The 20,046-nt window shown below is 74.3% G+C and carries 22 protein-coding genes; 16 read left to right on the top strand and 6 right to left on the bottom strand.

What is annotated here, in order from left to right:
- Nucleotides 1-16: 16 nt before the first annotated feature.
- Entirely contained in the window at nucleotides 17-1,159 is a 1,143-nt protein-coding gene (locus E9549_RS05925) for an alcohol dehydrogenase catalytic domain-containing protein (RefSeq protein ID WP_236833466.1), read from the bottom strand.
- A gap of 316 nt (nucleotides 1,160-1,475) precedes the next feature.
- Here E9549_RS05925 and E9549_RS05920 point away from each other — a divergent pair, with 316 nt between their 5' ends.
- On the top strand, nucleotides 1,476-2,825 hold the full coding sequence (locus tag E9549_RS05920) for a M23 family metallopeptidase (protein ID WP_236825620.1): 1,350 nt from the start codon (nucleotides 1,476-1,478) through the stop codon (nucleotides 2,823-2,825).
- Between the two features lie 106 nt (nucleotides 2,826-2,931).
- Nucleotides 2,932-3,939 (top strand): cytochrome c oxidase assembly protein, encoded by a 1,008-nt coding sequence (locus tag E9549_RS05915; RefSeq protein ID WP_236825619.1) that lies wholly within the window; start codon nucleotides 2,932-2,934, stop codon nucleotides 3,937-3,939.
- Nucleotides 3,940-4,000: 61 nt separating this feature from the next.
- Here the strand turns inward: E9549_RS05915 and E9549_RS05910 are convergent, their stop codons facing one another.
- Nucleotides 4,001-5,599, bottom strand: coding sequence for an MFS transporter (locus tag E9549_RS05910; protein WP_236825618.1), 1,599 nt, complete (start codon nucleotides 5,597-5,599; stop codon nucleotides 4,001-4,003).
- 75 nt (nucleotides 5,600-5,674) lie between these two features.
- Between E9549_RS05910 and E9549_RS05905 the strand changes: the two genes are divergently transcribed.
- From E9549_RS05905 to serB, 4 genes are all read left to right on the top strand, one after another.
- The gene (locus tag E9549_RS05905) at nucleotides 5,675-6,184 is read left to right on the top strand and encodes a metallophosphoesterase (protein WP_236825617.1); all 510 of its coding nucleotides are present in this window, start codon (nucleotides 5,675-5,677) and stop codon (nucleotides 6,182-6,184) included.
- Nucleotides 6,185-6,195: 11 nt separating this feature from the next.
- Nucleotides 6,196-7,035, top strand: a complete 840-nt coding sequence (locus E9549_RS05900; protein WP_255723777.1) for a methyltransferase domain-containing protein — start codon at nucleotides 6,196-6,198, stop codon at nucleotides 7,033-7,035.
- Between the two features lie 63 nt (nucleotides 7,036-7,098).
- On the top strand, nucleotides 7,099-8,856 hold the full coding sequence (gene ctaD, locus E9549_RS05895; protein ID WP_236825615.1) for a cytochrome c oxidase subunit I: 1,758 nt from the start codon (nucleotides 7,099-7,101) through the stop codon (nucleotides 8,854-8,856).
- 122 nt (nucleotides 8,857-8,978) lie between these two features.
- Nucleotides 8,979-10,241: a phosphoserine phosphatase SerB gene (gene serB / locus E9549_RS05890; RefSeq protein ID WP_236825614.1), complete on the top strand. Its 1,263-nt coding sequence runs from the start codon at nucleotides 8,979-8,981 to the stop codon at nucleotides 10,239-10,241.
- Between the two features lie 96 nt (nucleotides 10,242-10,337).
- Here the strand turns inward: serB and E9549_RS05885 are convergent, their stop codons facing one another.
- Both E9549_RS05885 and E9549_RS05880 read right to left on the bottom strand, forming a co-directional pair.
- A complete protein-coding gene (locus tag E9549_RS05885; RefSeq protein WP_236825613.1) occupies nucleotides 10,338-10,904 on the bottom strand; it encodes an isochorismatase family protein in 567 nt (188 codons plus the stop codon).
- Between the two features lie 32 nt (nucleotides 10,905-10,936).
- Complete coding sequence (locus E9549_RS05880; protein WP_236825612.1) at nucleotides 10,937-12,220, bottom strand: nicotinate phosphoribosyltransferase; 1,284 nt, start codon at nucleotides 12,218-12,220, stop codon at nucleotides 10,937-10,939.
- A 59-nt stretch (nucleotides 12,221-12,279) separates the two neighbouring features.
- On the opposite strand from E9549_RS05880, the gene clpS reads away from it, so the two are divergent.
- Complete coding sequence (clpS, locus tag E9549_RS05875; RefSeq protein ID WP_236825611.1) at nucleotides 12,280-12,576, top strand: ATP-dependent Clp protease adapter ClpS; 297 nt, start codon at nucleotides 12,280-12,282, stop codon at nucleotides 12,574-12,576.
- Nucleotides 12,573-13,073 (top strand): DUF2017 family protein, encoded by a 501-nt coding sequence (locus E9549_RS05870; protein WP_236825610.1) that lies wholly within the window; start codon nucleotides 12,573-12,575, stop codon nucleotides 13,071-13,073. The genes clpS and E9549_RS05870 overlap by 4 nt, the downstream gene beginning before the upstream one ends.
- On the opposite strand, the gene E9549_RS05865 is transcribed toward E9549_RS05870, so the two are convergent.
- On the bottom strand, nucleotides 13,012-13,365 hold the full coding sequence (locus E9549_RS05865) for a hypothetical protein (protein WP_236825609.1): 354 nt from the start codon (nucleotides 13,363-13,365) through the stop codon (nucleotides 13,012-13,014). The two genes, E9549_RS05870 and E9549_RS05865, sit on opposite strands and share 62 nt — an antisense overlap.
- A 126-nt stretch (nucleotides 13,366-13,491) precedes the next feature.
- Here E9549_RS05865 and E9549_RS05860 point away from each other — a divergent pair, with 126 nt between their 5' ends.
- From E9549_RS05860 to E9549_RS05830, 7 genes are all read left to right on the top strand, one after another.
- Complete coding sequence (locus E9549_RS05860; RefSeq protein WP_236825608.1) at nucleotides 13,492-13,977, top strand: Mov34/MPN/PAD-1 family protein; 486 nt, start codon at nucleotides 13,492-13,494, stop codon at nucleotides 13,975-13,977.
- A 119-nt stretch (nucleotides 13,978-14,096) separates the two neighbouring features.
- Entirely contained in the window at nucleotides 14,097-14,375 is a 279-nt protein-coding gene (locus E9549_RS05855; RefSeq protein WP_236825607.1) for a MoaD/ThiS family protein, read from the top strand.
- 49 nt (nucleotides 14,376-14,424) lie between these two features.
- On the top strand, nucleotides 14,425-15,375 hold the full coding sequence (locus tag E9549_RS05850; RefSeq protein WP_236825606.1) for a PLP-dependent cysteine synthase family protein: 951 nt from the start codon (nucleotides 14,425-14,427) through the stop codon (nucleotides 15,373-15,375).
- A 168-nt stretch (nucleotides 15,376-15,543) separates the two neighbouring features.
- Nucleotides 15,544-16,368 (top strand): glutamate racemase, encoded by an 825-nt coding sequence (gene murI, locus E9549_RS05845; protein WP_236825605.1) that lies wholly within the window; start codon nucleotides 15,544-15,546, stop codon nucleotides 16,366-16,368.
- Nucleotides 16,365-17,108, top strand: a complete 744-nt coding sequence (locus E9549_RS05840) for an MBL fold metallo-hydrolase (RefSeq protein ID WP_236825604.1) — start codon at nucleotides 16,365-16,367, stop codon at nucleotides 17,106-17,108. The genes murI and E9549_RS05840 overlap by 4 nt, the downstream gene beginning before the upstream one ends.
- A gap of 41 nt (nucleotides 17,109-17,149) precedes the next feature.
- The gene (locus E9549_RS05835) at nucleotides 17,150-18,085 is read left to right on the top strand and encodes a DNA polymerase domain-containing protein (protein ID WP_236825603.1); all 936 of its coding nucleotides are present in this window, start codon (nucleotides 17,150-17,152) and stop codon (nucleotides 18,083-18,085) included.
- 97 nt (nucleotides 18,086-18,182) lie between these two features.
- On the top strand, nucleotides 18,183-18,773 hold the full coding sequence (locus E9549_RS05830; protein ID WP_236825602.1) for a QsdR family transcriptional regulator: 591 nt from the start codon (nucleotides 18,183-18,185) through the stop codon (nucleotides 18,771-18,773).
- A 4-nt stretch (nucleotides 18,774-18,777) separates the two neighbouring features.
- On the opposite strand, the gene E9549_RS05825 is transcribed toward E9549_RS05830, so the two are convergent.
- Complete coding sequence (locus E9549_RS05825) at nucleotides 18,778-19,422, bottom strand: dihydrofolate reductase family protein (protein WP_236825601.1); 645 nt, start codon at nucleotides 19,420-19,422, stop codon at nucleotides 18,778-18,780.
- A gap of 138 nt (nucleotides 19,423-19,560) precedes the next feature.
- Between E9549_RS05825 and E9549_RS05820 the strand changes: the two genes are divergently transcribed.
- On the top strand, nucleotides 19,561-20,043 hold the full coding sequence (locus tag E9549_RS05820) for a DUF4262 domain-containing protein (RefSeq protein ID WP_236825600.1): 483 nt from the start codon (nucleotides 19,561-19,563) through the stop codon (nucleotides 20,041-20,043).
- Nucleotides 20,044-20,046: the final 3 nt, after the last annotated feature.

Raw genomic sequence — 20,046 nt, 5'->3', positions numbered from 1 at the left:
CCGCGGACCGCTGGGATCAGGGCTGCAGCAGCACCTTCACCGCGCCGTCCTTCTTCTCGCGGAAGTTCGCGTAGGCCTCGGGCGCCTGCTCCAGCGGCACCCGGTGGGTGGCGAACTCGTCGACGCCGAGCGGGTCGCCGTCGACCAGCAGGGGGAGGATGTCGGGCACCCAGCGCCACACGTTGGCCTGGCCCATGCGCAGCTGGATCTGCTTGTCGAACATGCGCATGAGGGGGAGCGGGTCGGTGGCGCCGCCGTAGACGCCCGACAGCGAGATGGTGCCGCCTCGGCGGACCGCCTCGATGGCGGTGTTGAGCGCGGCCAGCCGATCGATCCCGGCGACCTGCATGACCTTCTCCATGATGGCGTCCGGCACGACCGCGCTGGCCTTCTGCGCCATGGTGGCCAGCGGGGAGCCGTGCGCCTCCATGCCGACCGCATCGATCACCGCGTCGGGGCCGCGGCCGTCGGTGAGGTCGCGCACCCGGGCGACGACCTCGGCCTGGTCGGTCGAGTCGATGACGGTGATGCCGTTGCGCCGGGCGCGGGCGAGCCGCTCGGGGACGACGTCGGAGGCGATGACCTGGCCGGCGCCCAGGTGCTTGGCGATGCGGGTGGCCATGTCACCGATGGGGCCCAGCCCGAGGACCAGGACGCTGCCGCCCTGCGGGATGCCGGCGTACTGCACGGCCTGCCAGGCGGTGGGGAGCACGTCGGAGAGGTAGACGAACCGGTCGTCCGACGGCGCGTCGGGCACCTTGATCGGCAGCGTGTTGCCGAAGGGCACCCGCAGGTACTCGGCCTGCCCGCCCGGCACCTGCCCGTAGAGCTTGGTGTAGCCGAACAGCGAGGCGCCCATCCCCTGCTCGCGGTTCTGCGTGGTCTCGCACTGGGACTGCAGGCCCTCGGCGCACATCCAGCAGGTGCCGCAGGAGATGTTGAACGGCACGACGACGCGGTCGCCGGGCTTCACGGCGGTCACGTCCCGCCCGACCTCGCGGACGATCCCCATGGGCTCGTGGCCCATCACGTCGCCGACCGTCATGAACGGCGCCATGACCTCGATGAGGTGGAGGTCGGACCCGCAGATGCCGCTGGAGGTGATCTCGACGATGACGTCGGTCTGCTCCTGGATGGTGGGGTCCGGGACGGTCTCCACCCGGACGTCTCCTCGGCCGTGCCAGGTCACTGCGCGCATAGGACTTCTCCCTCGATCGGGCATCGGAAAAGGGTCTTCTGCCCCTACGTGAGCCGGATCGCGCGACTCTCAACCATCCACGGCGCGTTGTTCACTCTGCGTTCAACTCTGCTCACGCACAGGCGATGGATCGGTGCGCGCATCGGTGATCCGGTTCACAGAACTGCAGGTCCGTACCCCGCTCTCCAGATCACGAATCCATCACGGCGTGTTTACATGGGCCCCGCTCCTCTCCCCGGGAGCCGCTGTGCAATGTCCGCCGACGGAAGTCAGGTGCATGAGCCCGCTCCACCACGACCGCCTCCCCGAGGGGGGTGCGGCACCGACCGGCACGGTCGACGCCACGCCCGCTCCGGCTCCCGCCACCGGCGGGACGCGCGAGGACAAGGCCGGGTCCGCGGTCCCGCCGCAGCGCCAGGGGAAGGCGCGCGGGACGGGGACCCGTCGGACCACCGTTCCCACCACCCGCACGCGCGGCCGCGCCACGGGGGCTGCGCCGGCCGCGGAGACCTCGCCGCGCCGCGACCGGACCGGTGGTCGCCACCGGGTCGAGGCGCCGACCCCGCTCACGACGGCGCGGGCCGCGGTCCTGCAGGTGATCGCCGCCAAGGTCGCGGCGGCGGCCGCGGAGGCGCCCGCCCGGCGCCGGCCGACGCCCTACAAGCGGTCCGCCGTCGACCTGGCCGCGCTCGCGCCGGTCACCGACGTCGCCGCGCTGGCCGAGGGCACCGCCCCCGCCCCGCAGGCCGTCGTCGTCGTCAAGGACGCCGTCGAGCAGCCCGCGCCGTCGCCGGTCCCCGGCGAGCCGGTCGTCGTCGTCCGCGACGCCGCCGTCGCGCCCGAGGCCGAGCCGGCCGAGGTCGTCGCCGCCGTGGCGGCGGGCCGCCGCGGCCGGCTGGACCGCCGCCTCCCCGCCGGGCGCCGCCGGTCCTCGCTCTACCTGGCCGCCGCCCTGATCGGCGCGCTGAGCATCAGCGGCGCATCGGTGAGCGGCGCGACGGAGGTGGCGACCGAGACCGCCGGCCACTCGATCAGCGTCGCCGAGCAGCTCGGCATCGACGCCTCCTCCGCGGCGCCGAAGGTCGACGCGGACGACACCGAGCGCCTGCGCGAGGTCGTCGCCAGCCGCAACGCCCGCGACGCCGACCGCACGGCCGCCGCGGACGTCCAGGCCGAGGCCGACCGGGTCGCCCAGGAGGAGGCCGACCGTGCCGCCGCCGAGGCGGCGCGCCCCAAGGCGGTGCTCCCGGTCCAGGGCGGGCGGCTCACCAGCGGCTTCGGCCAGCGCTGGGGCACCCTCCACGGGGGCATCGACCTGGCCGCGCCGATGCGCACGCCGGAGTACGCGGCGGCCGACGGCGTCGTCCTCGAGGCCGGCCCCGCCAGCGGCTACGGGCTGGTCGTGTACATCCAGCACGGCGACGGCGACGTCACCGTGTACGGCCACATGGACGAGATCCTCGTGACCCCGGGCCAGGTGGTGCGCGCCGGCGACACCATCGCGCTGCTGGGCAACCGCGGCCAGTCGACCGGCCCGCACCTGCACTTCGAGGTGCGCGTCGGCGGCATCGACGGCGAGCGGATCGACCCCCTGCCGTGGCTGCGGGAGCGCGGCGTCCAGATCTGACGCCGCACCGACGACGACGCCGCCCCCCGCCGGAGCAGTTCCGGCGGGGGGCGGCGTCGCGCGTGGGGCGGGTCGCGGCCGCCGCCGGCCGGGGCGGCGGTGCGCAGTGGGACAGTGGAGGCGCACGACCGGCCGGCAGGAGGAGATCGCGGTGGAGCACGGGCACCACTCGGGGATGTGGGTCCCGGACGAGCCGCCCACCTGGGGGCGGATGCTCCTCCCGCACCTGGACGCCTGGTCGGTGCTGGCCGTCCTCAGCATCGTCGGGCTGGTCGTCTACCTGGCCGCGGTCGTGCGCCTGCGGCGCACCGGGGTCTCCTGGCCGTGGTGGCGGACGCTGGCCTGGGCGGGTGGCACCGCGTCGCTCTTCGCCGTGACCGGTACCTGGTTCAACGGCTACAGCATGGTGCTCTTCAGCGTCCACATGACCCAGCACATGGTGCTGTCGCTGATCACCCCGCTGCTCCTGCTGCTCGGCGCGCCCGTGACGTTGGCGCTGCGCACGCTGCCGCGCGGCCGCGGCCCGGCGGGCGCCCCCCGGGCGCTGCTGCTCGAGGCGTTGCACAGCCGGTTCGCCCGCGCCGTGGCCCACCCGCTGTTCACGGTCCCGCTGTTCCTCGCGAGCCTCTACGGCGTCTACTTCACCCCGCTGTTCGACGCCCTCATGTCCAACCCGGCCGGGCACCAGTTCATGCTGGCGCACTTCGTGGTCACCGGTTTGCTGTTCTTCGGCCCGATCGTCGCCCAGGACCCCTGGCCGCGGACGCTCAGCCACCCGGGCCGCATGCTCGAGCTGTTCCTGCCCGTCCCGTTCCACGCATTCTTCGGCGTCGCGATCATGATGGCCGGTTCGCTCGTCGTCGACTCCTTCGCCGAACCCCCGGCCGGGTGGGGCGTCGACCCGCTGGCCGACCAGGCCGTGGCCGGGGGCATCGTGTGGGCCTTCGGCGAGCTGCCCACCGTGCTGGTGCTGTCCGTCGTGTTCTTCTCCTGGGCCCGGTCGGACGAGCGGCGGGCGCGGACCCTCGACCGCGCGGCCGACCGCGACGGCGACACCGAGCTCACGGCGTACAACGCCCGGCTGCGCGCTCTCGCGGAGCGCCAGCGGGCCTGATCCGCCCCCGAACGCACCGGGCGCCCCTCCCGTCGTGGGGAGAGGCGCCCGGGGTGCCTTCTCAGCCGACGTGGACGACGGCGTCGCCCTCGGCCGGCAGGTCCTCCTTGGTCGCCTTGATGAGCACCGCGGCGACGAGCGCGCCCAGCACCAGCAGCGCGGCCGCCCAGGTGAACGCCGTGGTGTAGCCCTCGACCTGCGCGGCCAGGCCGACGGCCGGGTCCCGCGGGTCGGCCCCGGAGGTGAGCGCGTCGGCGGTGTAGGTGCTGATCGCCGCCACCGAGAGCGAGGCGAGGACGGCGGTGCCGATGGAGGCGCCCACCTGCTGCGTGGCGTTCAGCATGGCGCTGGCCGCGCCGGCGTCGTGCTGCCCGGCGCCCACCAGTGCGAGGTTGGACAGCGGCACGAAGGTGAAGCCGAGGCCCAGGCCCAGGAGCAGCTGGCCCGGGAAGGGCAGCGTCCAGAACCCGGTGTCCAGCCCCACGAGCGACAGCGTGAACAGCCCGGCCGCGGCCAGGAAGCCACCGAGCACCATGAGCGGCTTCGGCCCGACCCGCGGGAGCAGCGCGCTGGAGGCGCCGGCCGAGACGAAGACGCCGAGCGTGGTCGGCAGCGAGGCCAGCCCGGCCATGACCGGCTCGTAGCCGAGCACCTGCTGGAAGTACAGGCTCAGGAAGAAGAAGGCCCCGATGAGCCCCGCCCCGACCAGGGTGGAGGTGAGGTAGGCCCCGCCGCGGTTGCGGTCGAGCACGATGCGCATCGGCAGCAGCGGGTTGCGGGTGCGCAGCTCCAGCAGCACGAACAGCGCCACCAGCAGCAGCCCGCCGACGATGAAGACCCAGGCGAGCCCGTCGGTCCAGCCGCTCTCCGGCGTGACCAGCGCGGGCGCGCCCTGCGCCGCGGCCTGCGCGTTCGCCGCAGCCGCCTCGGCCGCGTTGGTCTGCGAGGCCTCGGCGACCCGGGTGAACCCGTAGACGACGGCGCCGAGGCCCAGGGTGACCAGCACCGCGCCGGGGATGTCGTAGCTCGTGTCCCCGGGGGCCTTGCTCTCCGGGACGATCGGGACCGCCAGCACGATCGCGAGCAGGGCCACCGGCAGGTTCACCCAGAAGCACCAGCGCCAGTCGGCGTACTCGGTCAGCACGCCGCCCAGCAGCAGGCCGACGGCGGAGCCACCGCCGGCGATGGCGCCGTAGACGCCGAAGGCCTTGGCCCGCTCCTTGGGGTCGGTGAACAGCACGGTCAGCAGGGCGAGCGACGCCGGGGCCAGCAGCGCGCCGAAGACGCCCTGGAGCGCGCGGGCGCCGAACAGCATCGCCTCGTTCTGGGCGATGCCGCCGAGCGCGGAGGCGACGGCGAAGCCGGCCGCGCCGACCAGGTAGGTGCGCTTGCGGCCCCAGAAGTCGGCGATGCGGCCCCCCAGCAGCAGGAAGCCGCCGAAGGTGAGCGTGTAGGCGGTGACGATCCACTGCTGGCTGGCGGCGCTGATGCCCAGGTCGGCGGTGACGGCGGGCAGCGCGATGTTGACGATCGTGGCGTCGAGGATGACCAGCAGGACGGTCATGGCGATGACGCCCAGGGCCAGCCAGCGCTTCTCGTAGGGCTCGTCGGCGGCAGTCGGCGCGCCGCCCGCGGCAGGGGAGGGGAAGGGTTCGGTCACGGGAGGTCCTCGGGTCGTGCGGAACGGGCCGGATCGCCGGCCGGAGAGAACGTAGCGGCCTGCAACCATGTCGTCGTGCCTGTTTCGCTGGTGTTCACCGCAGATACGCACGTCCCCAAGCGCGCGCGTGAGCTACCTCATGCGCTGTGGGCGGCGATCGACGCCGCGGACGTGGTCGTGCACGCCGGCGACTGGGTCGATGTCGCGCTGCTCGACGCGCTGGAGCAGCGGGCGGCGCGCCTGGTCGCGGTGCACGGCAACAACGACCACGGGCCGCTGCGGGACCGGCTGCCCGAGGTCGCCCGCGCCGAGATCGGGGGCGTCCGGTTGGCCGTCGTCCACGAGACGGGGCAGGCGGCGGGGCGGGAGGCCCGGTGCGCGGCCCGCTTCCCCGACGCCGACGTCCTGGTGTTCGGGCACAGCCACATCCCCTGGGACACCACGGCCGCCTCCGGCCTGCGGCTGGTCAACCCGGGGTCGCCGACGGACCGCCGCCGCCAGCCGCACGGGACGTTCGTCACCGCCGTGGCCGCCGACGGCCGGCTGCGCGACGTGACCTTCCACCCGGTGCCCCCGCGCCGGTGAGCGCCCCACCGCTGGACCCGCGCGCGGTCGGGCTGCTCGCCTGCCCCGTGTGCACGGCACCCTTCGCCGTCGAGGGGGGCGGCGCCGGGCTGCGCTGCGCCACGGGTCACGCCGTCGACCGGGCGCGGCAGGGGCACCTGACCCTGCTGCCCCCGGGGCGCCGCCCGCCGACCGGCGACTCGGCCGCGATGGTCGCCGACCGGGTGGCGTTCCTCTCCGCCGGCCACTACGACGGCGTGACGGCGGCGCTGGCAGCGGCGGTCCTGCCGGGGGAGCCGGCCACGGTGCTCGACCTCGGCGGCGGCACCGGGCACCACCTGGCCCGCCTGCTCGACGCGCTCCCGGGGGCGGCCGGTGTGGTGCTGGACGCCTCGCGCTACGCGGCCCGCCGCGCCGCCAAGGCGCACCCACGTGCGGTGGCGGTGGTCGCGGACACCTGGGCTCGCCTGCCGGTGCGCGACGCCGTGGTGGACCGGGCGCTGGTCGTCTTCGCCCCGCGCAACGGCCCCGAGATCGCCCGGGTGCTGCGCCCGGACGGGCGGCTGGTCGTGGCCACACCCGGCCGGGACCACCTGACCGAGCTCGTCGCGCCGCTGGGCCTGCTGCGCGTGGACCCGGGCAAGGCGGAACGGCTCAGCGCCACCCTGGAGCCGCACCTGGCGCGCGCGGGCGCCGAGCGGCTCCGCCGGACCCTGCTCCTGGACCACGCGGCGGTCACCACGCTGGTGGGCATGGGGCCGCACGCCCGGCACCTGGCACCGGACGCGCTGGCGGCCTCGGTGGCCCGGCTGCCGGCCACCGTGCCGGTCACGATCTCGGTCGAGGTGGCCACCTACCTGCGCGGACGGTGATCGCCCGGCGCGCCTCGCCTGCCGGACCTGAGTGGCCGGGTGGCACGGTCTAAGCTGCCGACCGTGACGATTGCACCGGCGCCCATCGTGAGCCGGCCCAGCCCGGCTCACGTGGTCGAAAAGGGCTCGCGGCTCTCCAACCTGCTGCGGACCACCGACCACAAGACCATCGGTCTGATGTACATGGCCACCTCGTTCGCGTTCTTCATCGGCGGTGGCCTCATGGCGCTGCTGATGCGCGGTGAGCTGGCGCGGCCGGGGCTGCAGTTCCTGTCTCCCGAGCAGTACAACCAGCTGGTCACCATGCACGGCACGGTGATGCTGCTGATGTTCGCGACGCCGCTGTTCTTCGCGTTCTCGAACCTCATCATGCCGCTGCAGATCGGGGCGCCGGACGTCGCGTTCCCGCGGCTGAACGCCTTCTCGTACTGGCTGTTCCTCTTCGGCAGCCTGATCGTCGTCGGCGGTTTCCTGACGCCGGGTGGCGCCGCGGACTTCGGCTGGTACGCCTACGCGCCGCTGTCCAACGTCGTCCACTCGCCGGGCCCGGGCGCGAACATGTGGTTCGCCGGTCTGGCGGTCAGCGGTCTGGGCACCATCCTCGGCGCGGTCAACTTCATCACCACGATCGTCTGCCTCCGGGCGCCGGGTCTGACGCTGTTCCGGATGCCGATCTTCACCTGGAACACGCTCGTCACCAGCGTGCTGGTCCTCTTCGCGTTCCCGATCCTGACCGCCGCCATCGCGGCGATGCTGGCCGACCGCAACCTCGGCTCCCTCGTCTACTCGGACGAGAACGGCGGCCCGATGCTGTGGCAGCACCTGTTCTGGTTCTTCGGGCACCCCGAGGTCTACATCATCGCGCTGCCGTTCTTCGGCATCGTCACCGAAGTCATCCCGGTCTTCGCCCGCAAGCCGCTGTTCGGCTACAAGGGCATGGTCTTCGCGACCATCGCGATCGGCGCGCTCTCCCTCGCCGTCTGGGCGCACCACATGTACGCCACCGGCGCGGTGCTCCTGCCGTTCTTCGCCTTCCTGACCTACCTGATCGCGGTGCCGACCGGGATCAAGTTCTTCAACTGGATCGGCACCATGTGGCGGGGTCAGATGACCTTCGAGACGCCGATGCTGTTCTCGATCGGCTTCATGATCACCTTCCTCCTGGGTGGTCTGACCGGCGTCCTCCTCGCCAGCCCGCCGCTGGACTGGCACGTCAACGACAGCTACTTCGTCGTCGCCCACTTCCACTACGTCGTCTTCGGCACCGTCGTGTTCGCCGCCTACGCCGGCATCTACTTCTGGTTCCCCAAGATGTGCGGCCGGATGATGGACGAGCGGCTGGGCAAGCTGCAGTTCTGGCTCACCTTCATCGGGTTCCACGGCACGTTCCTGGTGCAGCACTGGCTGGGCAACGAGGGCATGCCGCGCCGGTACGTGGACTACCTGGAGACCGACACCTTCACCGTGCTGAACACGGTCTCCACGATCGGGTCGTTCATCCTCGGCGCCTCGGTGATCCCGTTCATCTACAACGTGGTCAAGTCGTGGAAGTACGGCGAGCTCGCGCTGCGGGACGACCCGTGGGGCCACGGCAACAGCCTGGAGTGGGCGACGTCGTCCCCGCCGCCGCGGCACAACTTCGTGGAGATCCCCCGGATCCGCTCGGAGCGCCCGGCGTTCGAGGCGCACTACCCGCACCTCATCGAGCGGCTGCAGGCCGAGGCCCACGTCGGCAAGCGGCACGAGCCCTACGGCGGCGTCAGCGAGGTGCTCGAGGGCACGGGCCCGCGCCAGGGCCCGAAGGACCCCGACCCGACCTGACGCAGGACCAGCACGTCACCGACGCCCCGTCGGCCTCCGGGCCGGCGGGGCGTCGGCGTCGCTGCCGCACGCGGGGCAGGGGCCGGGCCGGGGCCGCCACGGCCGTGCGGCACGATGACCGCGTGCCGCACGAGCCGACGCCCGACCTGCTGCCGGCCCCCGACGCCATCGCGCCGCGGGCCCTGCTCACCGTCACCGGGGCGGACCGGCCGGGGGTGACCGCCCGCCTGTTCGCCGCGCTGGCACCGCGCGGGGACGGGCGCCCGCCGGTCGAGGTCCTCGACGTCGAGCAGGTCGTGGTGCACGGGCACCTGGTGCTGGGCGTGGTGGTCGGCGCGCTGGTGACCGGCGGCCGGCCGGTGACCGGGGAGGCGGAGCTGCTGGACCACCTGCGGTCCGTGGCCGACGACGTCGAGGGCGCCGTCGGCGTCCGCGTGGCGGTCGAGTCGGCCAGCGGCCCCGACGCGCCGGCCGCCGGCGGGCGCCCGCACCACGTCATCGTGCTGGGGCGGCCGGTGCCTCCCGAGGCGGTGGCCGGCGCCGCGCAGGCGGTCACCGGGGTCGGCGGCAACATCGACGCCATCCGGCGGCTCTCCGACGTCCCGGTCACCAGCTTCGAGCTCACCGTCTCCGGCGCGGAGGCCACCGCCCTGCGCGCCGCCCTCGCCTCGGTGGCGGCCGAGACGGGCGCCGACATCGCCGTCGAGCAGGTCGGCATCGCCCGGCGCAGCAAGCGCCTGATCGTCCTGGACGTCGACTCCACCCTGGTGCGCGGCGAGGTCATCGACGAGCTGGCCGCGCGCGCGGGGCGGGCGGCGGAGGTCGCCCGCCTCACCGCGGCGGCGATGAACGGCGAGCTCGACTTCGCCGAGTCGCTGCGGGCGCGGGTCGCCGTGCTGGCCGGGCTGCCCGAGACGGTGCTCGACGAGGTCCGCGAGCACCTGGTGCTCACCCCGGGCGCGCGCACCCTCATCCGCACGCTGCAGCGGCTGGGGTTCCGCTGCGGCATCGTCAGCGGCGGCTTCACCCAGATCACCGGCCCGCTGGCCGAGAGCCTCGGGCTGGACTTCGCCGCGGCGAACACCCTCGAGGTGCGGGACGGGCGGCTGACCGGCGGGCTGGTCGGGGAGATCGTCGACCGGCCCGGGAAGGCGCGGGCGCTGGTCCGCTTCGCCGAGCAGTACGGCATCCCGCTGGACCAGACGGTGGCCGTCGGCGACGGGGCCAACGACCTCGACATGCTCAGCACCGCGGGGCTGGGGATCGCGTTCAACGCCAAGCCGTTCGTGCGCGAGCAGGCGCACACGGCGCTGAACCAGCCCCACCTCGACGCCGTCCTGCAGGTGCTCGGCTTCACCCGTGACGAGGTCCTCGACGCCGTCTGACCACCCGCCCCGCTGCTCGGCGATGACCAGGTGACCTGATCGTCGGGCGTCCTCCCTCGGCGTCGGCGGTGGGGGAGGACGGCGCCGCGGCTCCGCTCAGCCCTGGTGGACGGCGCCCTCCAGCTGCACCCCCGCCGTGCGCAGCTGGTCGAGAGCGGCGCTCACCGTGCCCTCGGAGACACCCGCGGTGAGGGGCAGCAGCACCCGCGTGCGGAACCCGGCCGCGACGGCGTCCAGCGCGGTGGCCCGCACGCAGTGGTCGGTGGCGATGCCGACGACGTCGACGGCGTCCACCCCGTGCCCGCGCAGCCAGTCGGCCAGCCCGACCCCGTCGGACACCCCCTCGAACCCCGAGTAGGCGGCGGCGTACTCGCCCTTGTCGAACACCGCCTCGAGCGTGCCGCGGTCCAGCGCCGGGTGCAGCTCCACCCCGCCGGTGCCGACGACGCAGTGGGCGGGCCAGGTCTCGAGGAAGTCCGGCGTCTCGGCGAAGTGCGACCCGGGGTCGACGTGGTGGTCGCGGGTGGCGACGACGTGGTCGTAGCCCGCCGTCCGGGCGTGCTCGGTGATCGCCGCCGCCACCGCGGCACCACCGGCGACGGCCAGGCTGCCGCCCTCGCAGAAGTCGTTCTGCACGTCCACGACGATCAGTGCGCGCGTCATCCCTGCAGTGTGCCCCGCGACGGGCTGGTCGCTCACGCGGTGAGCGTCTCCAGGACCGGTTCGCCGCGGGAGAGCGCCCACGCCTCGGCGGGCAGCGCCTCCCGCACCCGCGCGTGGTGCTCGCGGGCGCGCCGCAGCGCCTCGGGCGGGGCGACGTCGTCGCACACGGCGCCGTCGCGCACCAGCGGGACCACCAGATCGCGGTCGCCCGCCCGTGGCCCGACCGGCGCGCTGCTGACCACCTCGGCCGTGGCGGTGCCGTCGTCGCCGTGCCGCCGGACGGCGTGCTTGCGCCCGCCCACGGAGTTCTTGCCCTCGGAACGCTTGGCCACGGGGACGCCGTCCCGCTCCACCAGCTTGTAGACCATCCCGGCCGTGGGCGCCCCGGAGCCGGTGACCAGCGAGGTGCCCACCCCGTAGCCGTCGACCGGGGCGGCCATGAGGCCCGCGATGGCGTACTCGTCGAGGTCGCTGGTGACGATCACGCGGGTGCCGGTGGCGCCGAGCTCGTCGAGGAGCTCCCGGGCGCGGGTGGCCAGGGTCGGCAGATCGCCGGAGTCCAGCCGGATGGCGCCCAGCTCGGGCCCGGCCACCTCGATCGCCGTCCGGATGCCCTGCTCGACGTCGTAGGTGTCGACGAGCAGCGTGGTGCCCGTGCCGAGGGTGTCGACCTGCGCGCGGAAGGCCGCGCGCTCGTCGTCGTGGAGCAGCGTGAAGGCGTGCGCGCTGGTGCCGGTCGTCGGGACGCCGTAGCGCCGGCCGGCCTCCAGGTTGGAGCTCGCCGCGAACCCGACGAGGTGTGCGGCACGCGCGGCGGCCACGGCGGCCAGTTCGTGGGTGCGCCGCGAGCCCATCTCGATGCAGGGGCGCTCGCAGGCGGCGGCCACCATGCGCGCCGCCGCCGAGGCGATCGCCGAGTCGTGGTTGAGCACGGAGAGGGCGAGGGTCTCCAGCAGCACGCCCTCCCCGAAGGGGGCGCGCACGGTGAGCACCGGGGAGCCGGGGAAGAACAGCTCGCCCTCGGCGTAGCCGTCGACGTCGCCGCTGAACCGGAAGTCGGCGAGCCAGTCGAGCAGCCGCCGGTCGGTCAGGCCCTGGTCGCGCAGGGCAGCCAGCTCCTCGTCGCCGAAGCGGAAGTGCGGCAGGGCCTCGAGCAGCCGGCCGGTGCCCGCGAGCACCCCGTAGCGGCGGCCGTGCGGCAGGCGGCGGGCGAACACCTCGAAGACGCAGTCCCGCCCGGCCGTGCCGTCGGCGAGCGCGGCGGCGAGCATGGTCAGCTCGTAGCGGTCGGTGAGCAGCGCGGGAGCCGTCGGCATGGCTCCGGAGCGTAGGCGGAGCCCGATCGGCGGGCCGGGCGACGTCCTAAGCTGGGACCGTGGCCGGACCGCTCGCCCCGACCCGGGCCCCCGAGACGACCGTCGAGGAGCACGACGACCTCGACCGTCCGTGGGTGACCATCGTGTGGAACGACCCGGTCAACCTGATGACCTACGTGACGTTCGTGCTGCAGGAGCTGTTCGGCTACGACGAGCCGACCGCCACCACGCTGATGCTGCAGGTGCACCACGAGGGGAAGGCGATCGTCAGCTCCGGCCCGCGCGAGCGCATGGAGCACGACACCAGCCGGCTGCACGCCTACGGGCTGTGGGCCAGCTACCAGAGGGACTCGTGAAGCCGTTCCGCGCAGCCCGCGGCGGGCAGCTGGTCGCCCGGCTGGACCGGGCGGAGGCCGGCATCGTGGGGCTGCTGCTGGACCAGTTGGAGCAGCTGCTGGCCGCCGACCGCGCCGACAGCAGCGGGGACCCGGTGATCGAGCGGCTGTTCCCGGCCGGGCACCGCAGCGACCCGGCGCTGGCCGAGGACTACCGCGGGCTCACCGAGCAGGCGCTGCGCGGCGGCAAGGCCGACGACCTCGCGACGGTGCGCGCCACGCTGCCGGCCGACGGGGGAGAGGTGCGCCTGGACGCGGACCAGGCCGGCGCCTGGCTGCGCACGAGCAACGACCTGCGGCTGGCGCTCGGCACCCGGCTGGACATCGGCGAGGACACCGAGCCGCCGGAGGAGATCGTGGACGAGGGCGACCACCAGCTCGCCGTCTACTACTGGCTCACCGCGCTGCAGGGGTCGCTCGTCGACGCGCTCGTCGCGGGTCGCGCCGGCCGAAGGTGAGCAGCACCAGGGCGGCGAGCAGCAGGGCGAGGACGAAGAGCACGTAGACCATGCCGTGCAGCTCCACCTCGGCCAGCGCCGCGCCGACGGTCGAGACCAGCACCAGGGCCGAGGTGGCGAGCAGCAGGAGCAGGAGCACCGCGCGCACGACCACGATGACCACGACGGGGCCGCGGTCGCCCGGGTGGACCGCGCTGTAGCCGCGGTGCCGGAACAGCCCCCGCAGACCCATCACGAGCGCCGGCAGGGCCAGCAGCACGACGCCGGCGGTCAGGAGCAGCGGGACCCACACGACGCCGACCGTATCGGTCCCGGCTCGTCTCCCCGCGGCCGCCCGGCGGCCACCTGCCGGTCACCCGGCCGTGCCGTTCCGGGGGCGACCGGGGAGCGGCCCCGCGGGCACGCCTAGACTGGCGTCGTGCTGCGCATCGACCGCGCGACCTACGACGCCATCGTGGCCCACGCCCGGAAGGACCACCCGGACGAGGCCTGCGGCGTCGTCGCCGGACCGGAGGGGACCGAGCGTCCCGAGCGCTTCGTGCCGATGCTGAACGCGGCGCGGTCGCCGACGTTCTACGAGTTCGACAGCGCCGACCTGCTGGCGCTGTACCGCGAGATGGACGACCGCGACGAGTGGCCGGTCGTCGTCTACCACTCGCACACCGCCACCGAGGCCTACCCCTCGCGCACCGACATCGGCTACGCGTCGGGGCCGGCGGCCGACCCCCGCACCCACTACGTGCTGGTGTCCACCCGGCACCACGGCCCCGAGACCGGGCTGGCCGGCGACGACGTCGAGTTCCGCAGCTACCGCATCGTCGACGGGGAGGTGTCGGAGGAGGAGGTCGAGATCGTCGAGTCCTACCTGTTCGGGCACTCGCCGACGACCGTCGTCTACGACTGAACGTGTGACTGCCGCCGCCGCCCGGAATCGGCGGCGGTCACCGGGCGTTGCCCGCACAGACGCACCACGGCTGCAGAGCAGCACCGCGACATCCCCCACGTACCGAGGAGAAGCACGCCATGGCCATCGAGGTCCGGATCCCGACCATCCTGCGCACCCACACCGGCGGCAGCAAGACCGTCGAGGGCAGCGGGAGCACCCTGGGGGCGCTCATCGACGACCTCGACAGCAAGCACTCGGGTCTCAAGGACCGCCTCGTGACCGAGGAGGGCAAGCTGCACCGCTTCGTCAACGTCTACGTCAACGACGAGGACGTCCGCTTCACCGGTGCCCTGGACACCGAGGTCAAGGACGGCGACTCGGTCACCATCCTCCCGGCGGTCGCGGGCGGCTGCTGAGCGGCACCCCGCTCCCGCCCCTCGTCCCCGTCCCGGAAGAGCTCACCCGATGGCCCGCTTCGCCTCCCTCGTCGACTCCCTCGGCGGCACCCCGCTCGTCGGGCTGCCCAACCTCTCGCCGACCCCCGACGTGCGGCTGTGGGCCAAGCTCGAGGACCACAACCCCACGGGCTCCATCAAGGACCGCGCCGCGATCAAGATGATCGAGGCGGCCGAGAAGGAGGGGCTGCTGCGCCCGGGCTCGACCATCCTGGAGCCGACCAGCGGCAACACCGGCATCTCGCTGGCCATGGTGGCCCGGCAGCGTGGCTACCGGCTGGTCTGCGTCATGCCGGAGAACACCTCGGTGGAGCGCCGGCAGCTGCTCGAGATGTACGGGGCGCAGATCATCTCCTCGCCCGCCGCGGGCGGCTCCAACCAGGCCGTCGCCGTGGCCAAGGAGCTCGCCGCCCAGCACGACGACTGGGTGATGCTCTACCAGTACGGCAACCCGGCGAACGCGCAGGCGCACTACGAGGGGACGGCGCCGGAGATCCTGGCCGACCTGCCCTCGATCACCCACTTCGTCGCCGGGCTGGGCACGACCGGCACGCTCATGGGCTGCTCCCGGTACTTCCGCGAGCACAAGCCGGGGGTGCAGGTGATCGCCGCCGAGCCCCGGTACGGCGAGCTGGTCTACGGCCTGCGCAACATCGACGAGGGCTTCATCCCCGAGCTCTACGACGCCGAGCTGCTGGACTCGCGGTTCTCCGTGGGCCCCGACGACGCCATCCACCGCACCCGCCAGCTGGTCGAGCGCGAGGGCATCTTCGCCGGCATCTCCACCGGCGCGATCCTGCACGCGGCCCTGGGCATCGCCGACAAGGAGGTGGCGGCCGGGCGCCGGGCCGACATCTGCTTCGTCGTCTGCGACGGCGGCTGGAAGTACCTCTCCACCGGCGCCTACGCCGGCACGCTGGAGGAGGCGACCTCCGCGCTGGAGGGCCAGCTCTGGGCGTGAGCCACCGGCACGCCGGGTGCCTCAGGGCCGGATGACCGGGCCGCTGGAAGGCGGTGAGGGCCGGTAGGAGTCTGGCAGCCCGGCGCCGGCGGCGGCAGGGGCTGCTGCACGCCGCCCCGCCACGGGGCGGCGCGACCGTCGGTGGCGGGAGCTAGCCTGTCCGGCGACATGGGGACGCAGCCAGGAGCCGACGCACCGATCGGCATCTTCGACTCGGGTGTCGGTGGGCTCACCGTCGCCCGCGCCGTGCTGGACCAGCTGCCCGGCGAGGCGGTCCGCTACATCGGCGACACCGCGAACGGCCCGTACGGCCCGCTGCCGATCGCCGAGGTCCGCCGGCACTCCCTGGCGGTGATGGACGAGCTGGTCGCCAGCGGCGTGAAGATGCTCGTCGTCGCCTGCAACTCCGCGAGCGCCGCCTCGCTGCGCGACGCGCGGGAGCGCTACGACGTGCCGGTGGTCGAGGTGGTGCTGCCCGCGGTCCGCCGGGCGATCGCCGCCACCCGCAACGGCCGGATCGGCGTCATCGGCACCCAGGCCACCGTCACCAGCGGCGCGTACGACGACGCGTTCGCCGCGGCCCCACAGGTCACGGTGACCTCCGCGGCCTGCCCCAGCTTCGTCGACTTCGTCGAGCGCGGGATCACCAGCGGCCGGCAGCTGCTGGGCCTGGCGCAGTCCTACCTCGACCCCCTGATGGCGGCCGGCGTCGACACCGTCGTCCTCGGGTGCACGCACTACCCGCTGCTGACCGGGGTGCTGTCGGTGGTGCTCGGCGACGGCGTCACGCTGGTCTCCAGCGCCGAGGAGACCGCCAAGGACGTCTACCGGGTGCTCACCCGCGCCGACCTGCTCCGCGACCCCGGCGCCGCGCCGCCGCGGCACGCCTTCCTCGCCACCGGCGACCCCGAGCCGTTCGCCCGCCTCGGCCGTCGCTTCCTCGGGCCGGAGGTCGGCGCCGTGCTCGCCGCCGGACGGGCGGGCGCCGCGTGAAGCTGACCGTCGTGGGGTGCTGCGGCAGCGGCCCGGGCCCCGACTCGCCCGCGTCCTGCTACCTCGTGGAGCACGACGGTTTCCGGCTCGTCGTCGACCTGGGCAACGGCTCCTTCGGCGCGCTGCAGCGGTTCGCGGACCCGGCGTCGGTGGACGCGGTGTTCCTCTCGCACCTGCACGCCGACCACTGCCTCGACGTCGCCCCGTTCGTCGTCTGGCACCGGTACTCCGGTCGTGCCCGCGGCCCGCTCGTGCCGCTGTACGCGCCGGTCGGGGCCGAACGGCGGCTCGCGCTGGCCTACGACCTGGACGGCGACGGTCTCACCGACGTCTTCGACTTCGTCCCCGTGGGCCCCGGCGGCTTCCGCCTCGGCCCCTTCGACGTCGAGCTGGCCCGCACGGCGCACCCGGTGGAGACCTACGCCATCCGGCTCACCGCGGGCGGCCGGTCGCTCGTCTACACCGGTGACACCGGCCCCTGCGACCGGGTGGTCGAGCTGGCCCGCGGCGCCGACGTGCTGCTGGCCGAGGCGGCCCACCCGGACGCCGTGCCCGACCAGCCCCCGGGCCTGCACCTCACCGGGCGGCAGGCCGCGCAGCACGCCACCGAGGCAGGGGTCGGGCGGCTGCTGCTCACCCACATCCCCGCCTGGGTGGACCACATCGGCCAGCTGTTCGCCGCCAGCTCGGTGTTCAGCGAGACCGAGCTGGTCAGCCCCGGAGCCGTGTACGAGATCTGAGCCGCTTGCCGGATGGCCGCGATGGGGGAACGGTGACCCCCGTGGACGAGCGGGACGGCGTGCCGCTGAGCAGCCTCGACTCGCCGCTCGGTGACGGGCTCGAGGTCACCAAGCGGGCCCTCGTCGACCACCTCGACGCCGTCGCCGACCGGATGGTGCCGCTGCTGGCCGGCCGGCCGCTGTCGGTGGTGCGGGTGCGGCCGGGCCAGGCGCCGTTCATGCAGCGCAACGTGAGCAGGGGCGCCCCCGCCTGGGTGCGGACCGTGCCCGTGTGGGCCGAGTCGGCGCGCCGCGAGGTGCACCAGGTGCTCTGCGACGACCGGCGCACCCTGCTGTGGCTGGCCAACCAGCGCGCGGTCGAGTTCCACGTCCCGTTCCTCCCGGCCGGGGCGCGCGAGCCCACCGGACTGGTGCTCGACCTCGACCCGCCCGACGGGGCCGACTTCTCCGCGGTCGTCGACGTCGCGCGGCTCGCCCGCCGGGCGCTGGCCGGTGCCGGGCTCGCCGGCGCGGTGAAGACCAGCGGTTCCTCGGGGTTGCACGTCGTCGTCCCCGTGCGCGGCGCACCGGTCGAGGACGTCGCGGCGGCGACGCGGGCGCTGGCGCAGCGGACGGCGCAGCTGGACCCCGCGATCGCGACGACGGCGTTCCTGAAGGAGGAGCGGGAGGGCCGGGTGTTCGTGGACTCCACCCGGTCGGGCACCGGCACCGTCGTCGCCGCCTACAGCCCGCGGGTGCGGCCGGGGCTGCCGGTGTCGGCTCCCGTGGACTGGGCCGACCTCGACACGGTTCGGCCGGGCGATGCCACCGTCACGACGTCCTCCGCGCTGCCCGACTGGGCCGCTCTGCTGCCGGAGCCCCAGTCGCTCCCGGCCGACCTCGTCGCCGAGGGCCACACGATCCCGGTCGCCCGGGTGCAGGCCATGCACGAGGGGAAGCGGCGGGCGCGGGCCCGCCGCGCGGCCGAGGGTGGCTGACGGGCACTCCGTGCCGGTGTGATCTCCCGGTAGGTGCTGGTACGGGGCGGGTTCCGGCGACGTCGGGGCCCGTCCCTGCTGCCCTACGCTGCCACCCGTGACCGGCGCCCCCGAGGAGATCGTGCGCCACGCGGCGCGGACCCTGATGGCCGGCCGCCGGCTGGACACCGGCACCCTGGCGACCGAGCTGGGCATCTCGCGGGCGACGCTCTTCCGCCGGGCCGGCAACCGCGACGCGATCCTCGGCGACGCGCTGGCCTTCCTCGGCCGGCGCACGCTGGCCGCCATCGAGCGCGAGCACGACGCCCGGTGGGCGGAGGGCGGCCCGGCCGACCGGCTGCGCTCGCTGGCCGTGAGCGAGGACTTCCGCTACGCCCTCAGCGCCGCCGGCCCCGTCCGCCGGCTGCTCGCCGAGGAACCGGCGACCGCGATCCGGGTGCTCACCGACCCCCAGGGCAGGGTCCAGCCCCGGGTCGTCGAGGCCTACGCCGAGCTGTTCCAGCGCGACGTCGACGAGCACGGCCTGGTGCCGAAGATCCCGGTGCCGCTGCTCGCCCTGGCGGTCGTCCGGCTGGGGGAGTCCTTCCTCTACTCCGAGGTGCTGGCCGCGCGGGCGCCGGACCTCGAGGCGGCGACGACGGTCATCGACGCCCTCGTCCGCAGCGTCTTCGGCATCGACGGGACGTGACCGCTCAGCGGCGCCAGTAGAGGTGGTGGACGACCCCGCTCGGGCTGGGCACCTCATCGTGGTGGAAGCGGTCCGACATCTCGTCGGGCGAGGTCCACAGCCGCGCCCCCGAGCCCAGCTCCACGGGTGCCATCGCGACGTGCAGGGTGTCCACGAGGCCGGCGTCGAGGAACTCCCGGACGGTGGCGGCCCCGCCGCCGAGCCGTACGTGCCGGCCGCCGGCCGCCGCCCGGGCCTGCTCCAGCACGTCGGCCGGGTCGCCCCCCACGAAGGAGAACGTCGTGTCCGAGAGGGTGAACGACGGGCGCGGGTGGTGGGTCATGACGAGGACGGGGGTGTGGAACGGCGGCTCGGCGCCCCACCAGCCCTGCCACTCGTGGTCCTGCCACGGGCCGCGCTGGGGGCCGAACTTGTTGCGGCCCATGATCTCGGCGCCGATGCCGTGCGCGAAGTCGCGGGTGAAGTAGTCGTCGAGCCCGCGGCTGCCGCCGGGCTCGCTGCGGTTCGGGAAGCTGGCGGTCGCGACGGCCCAGCCCATCAGCTCCAGCGGGTCGGCGTGGCCGAACGGCCGCTCCAGGCTCTGGCCCTCGCCGGCGGCGAAGCCGTCGCTCGAGACGGTGAGGTTCTGGACCTTCAGCAGCTGGTGCACGGTGCGCCTCCGGGACGGTCGACGACGGTTCGACCGCCCGGGCCGGGAGAACTCATCGGCGTCCCCAGGCGGCCCGATCGTCCACAGGCCGACGCGCGGGCGCACCGGGTGTCGGTGGTCGGTCGCAAGCTGTGCGGCATGACGACCGATCCCCGGACGATCGCCTGGCTCGACCAGGAGGACAGCCGGCTGGCGCAGACCATCCGCGCCCACCGGGTCGCCGTGCAGTACGTGATGCGCGGCGAGGAGGCCGGCGAACCGCCGTTCGGCTACACCGTGGGGCTGTTCGGCGTCGGGCACCCGGAGCTGGTCGTGGTCGGTGTCGGGCGCGAGGCGGCCTGCGGCGTGCTCCAGCACGTGGCCGGCCTGGTGCTCGCCGGGCGGGACCTGGTGCCCGGGGAGGTGATCGCCCACGGCGAGGCCGAGCCGCTGGTGGTCGAGGAGCTGCCCAACCCGGGCGACATCCTGTTCAGCGCCAACCGCTTCTACCAGCGCCCCGACGAGTTCTCCGTGCCCGCCTACCAGCTCACCCGGGCCCACCGGGACGGCGGCTTCCCGTGGGACCCGGAGTACCCCTGCCCGCCGGAGTGCCAGCCCCGGCCGGGCACGTGGCGCGCCTGAGGG

Origin of the sequence: Blastococcus sp. MG754426, assembly GCF_021699055.1 — a bacterium.
In the GTDB taxonomy this organism is placed as follows: domain Bacteria; phylum Actinomycetota; class Actinomycetes; order Mycobacteriales; family Geodermatophilaceae; genus Blastococcus.
Note: the sequence above shows the minus strand (reverse complement) of the source record. Positions and strands in the feature narration are given on the sequence as shown.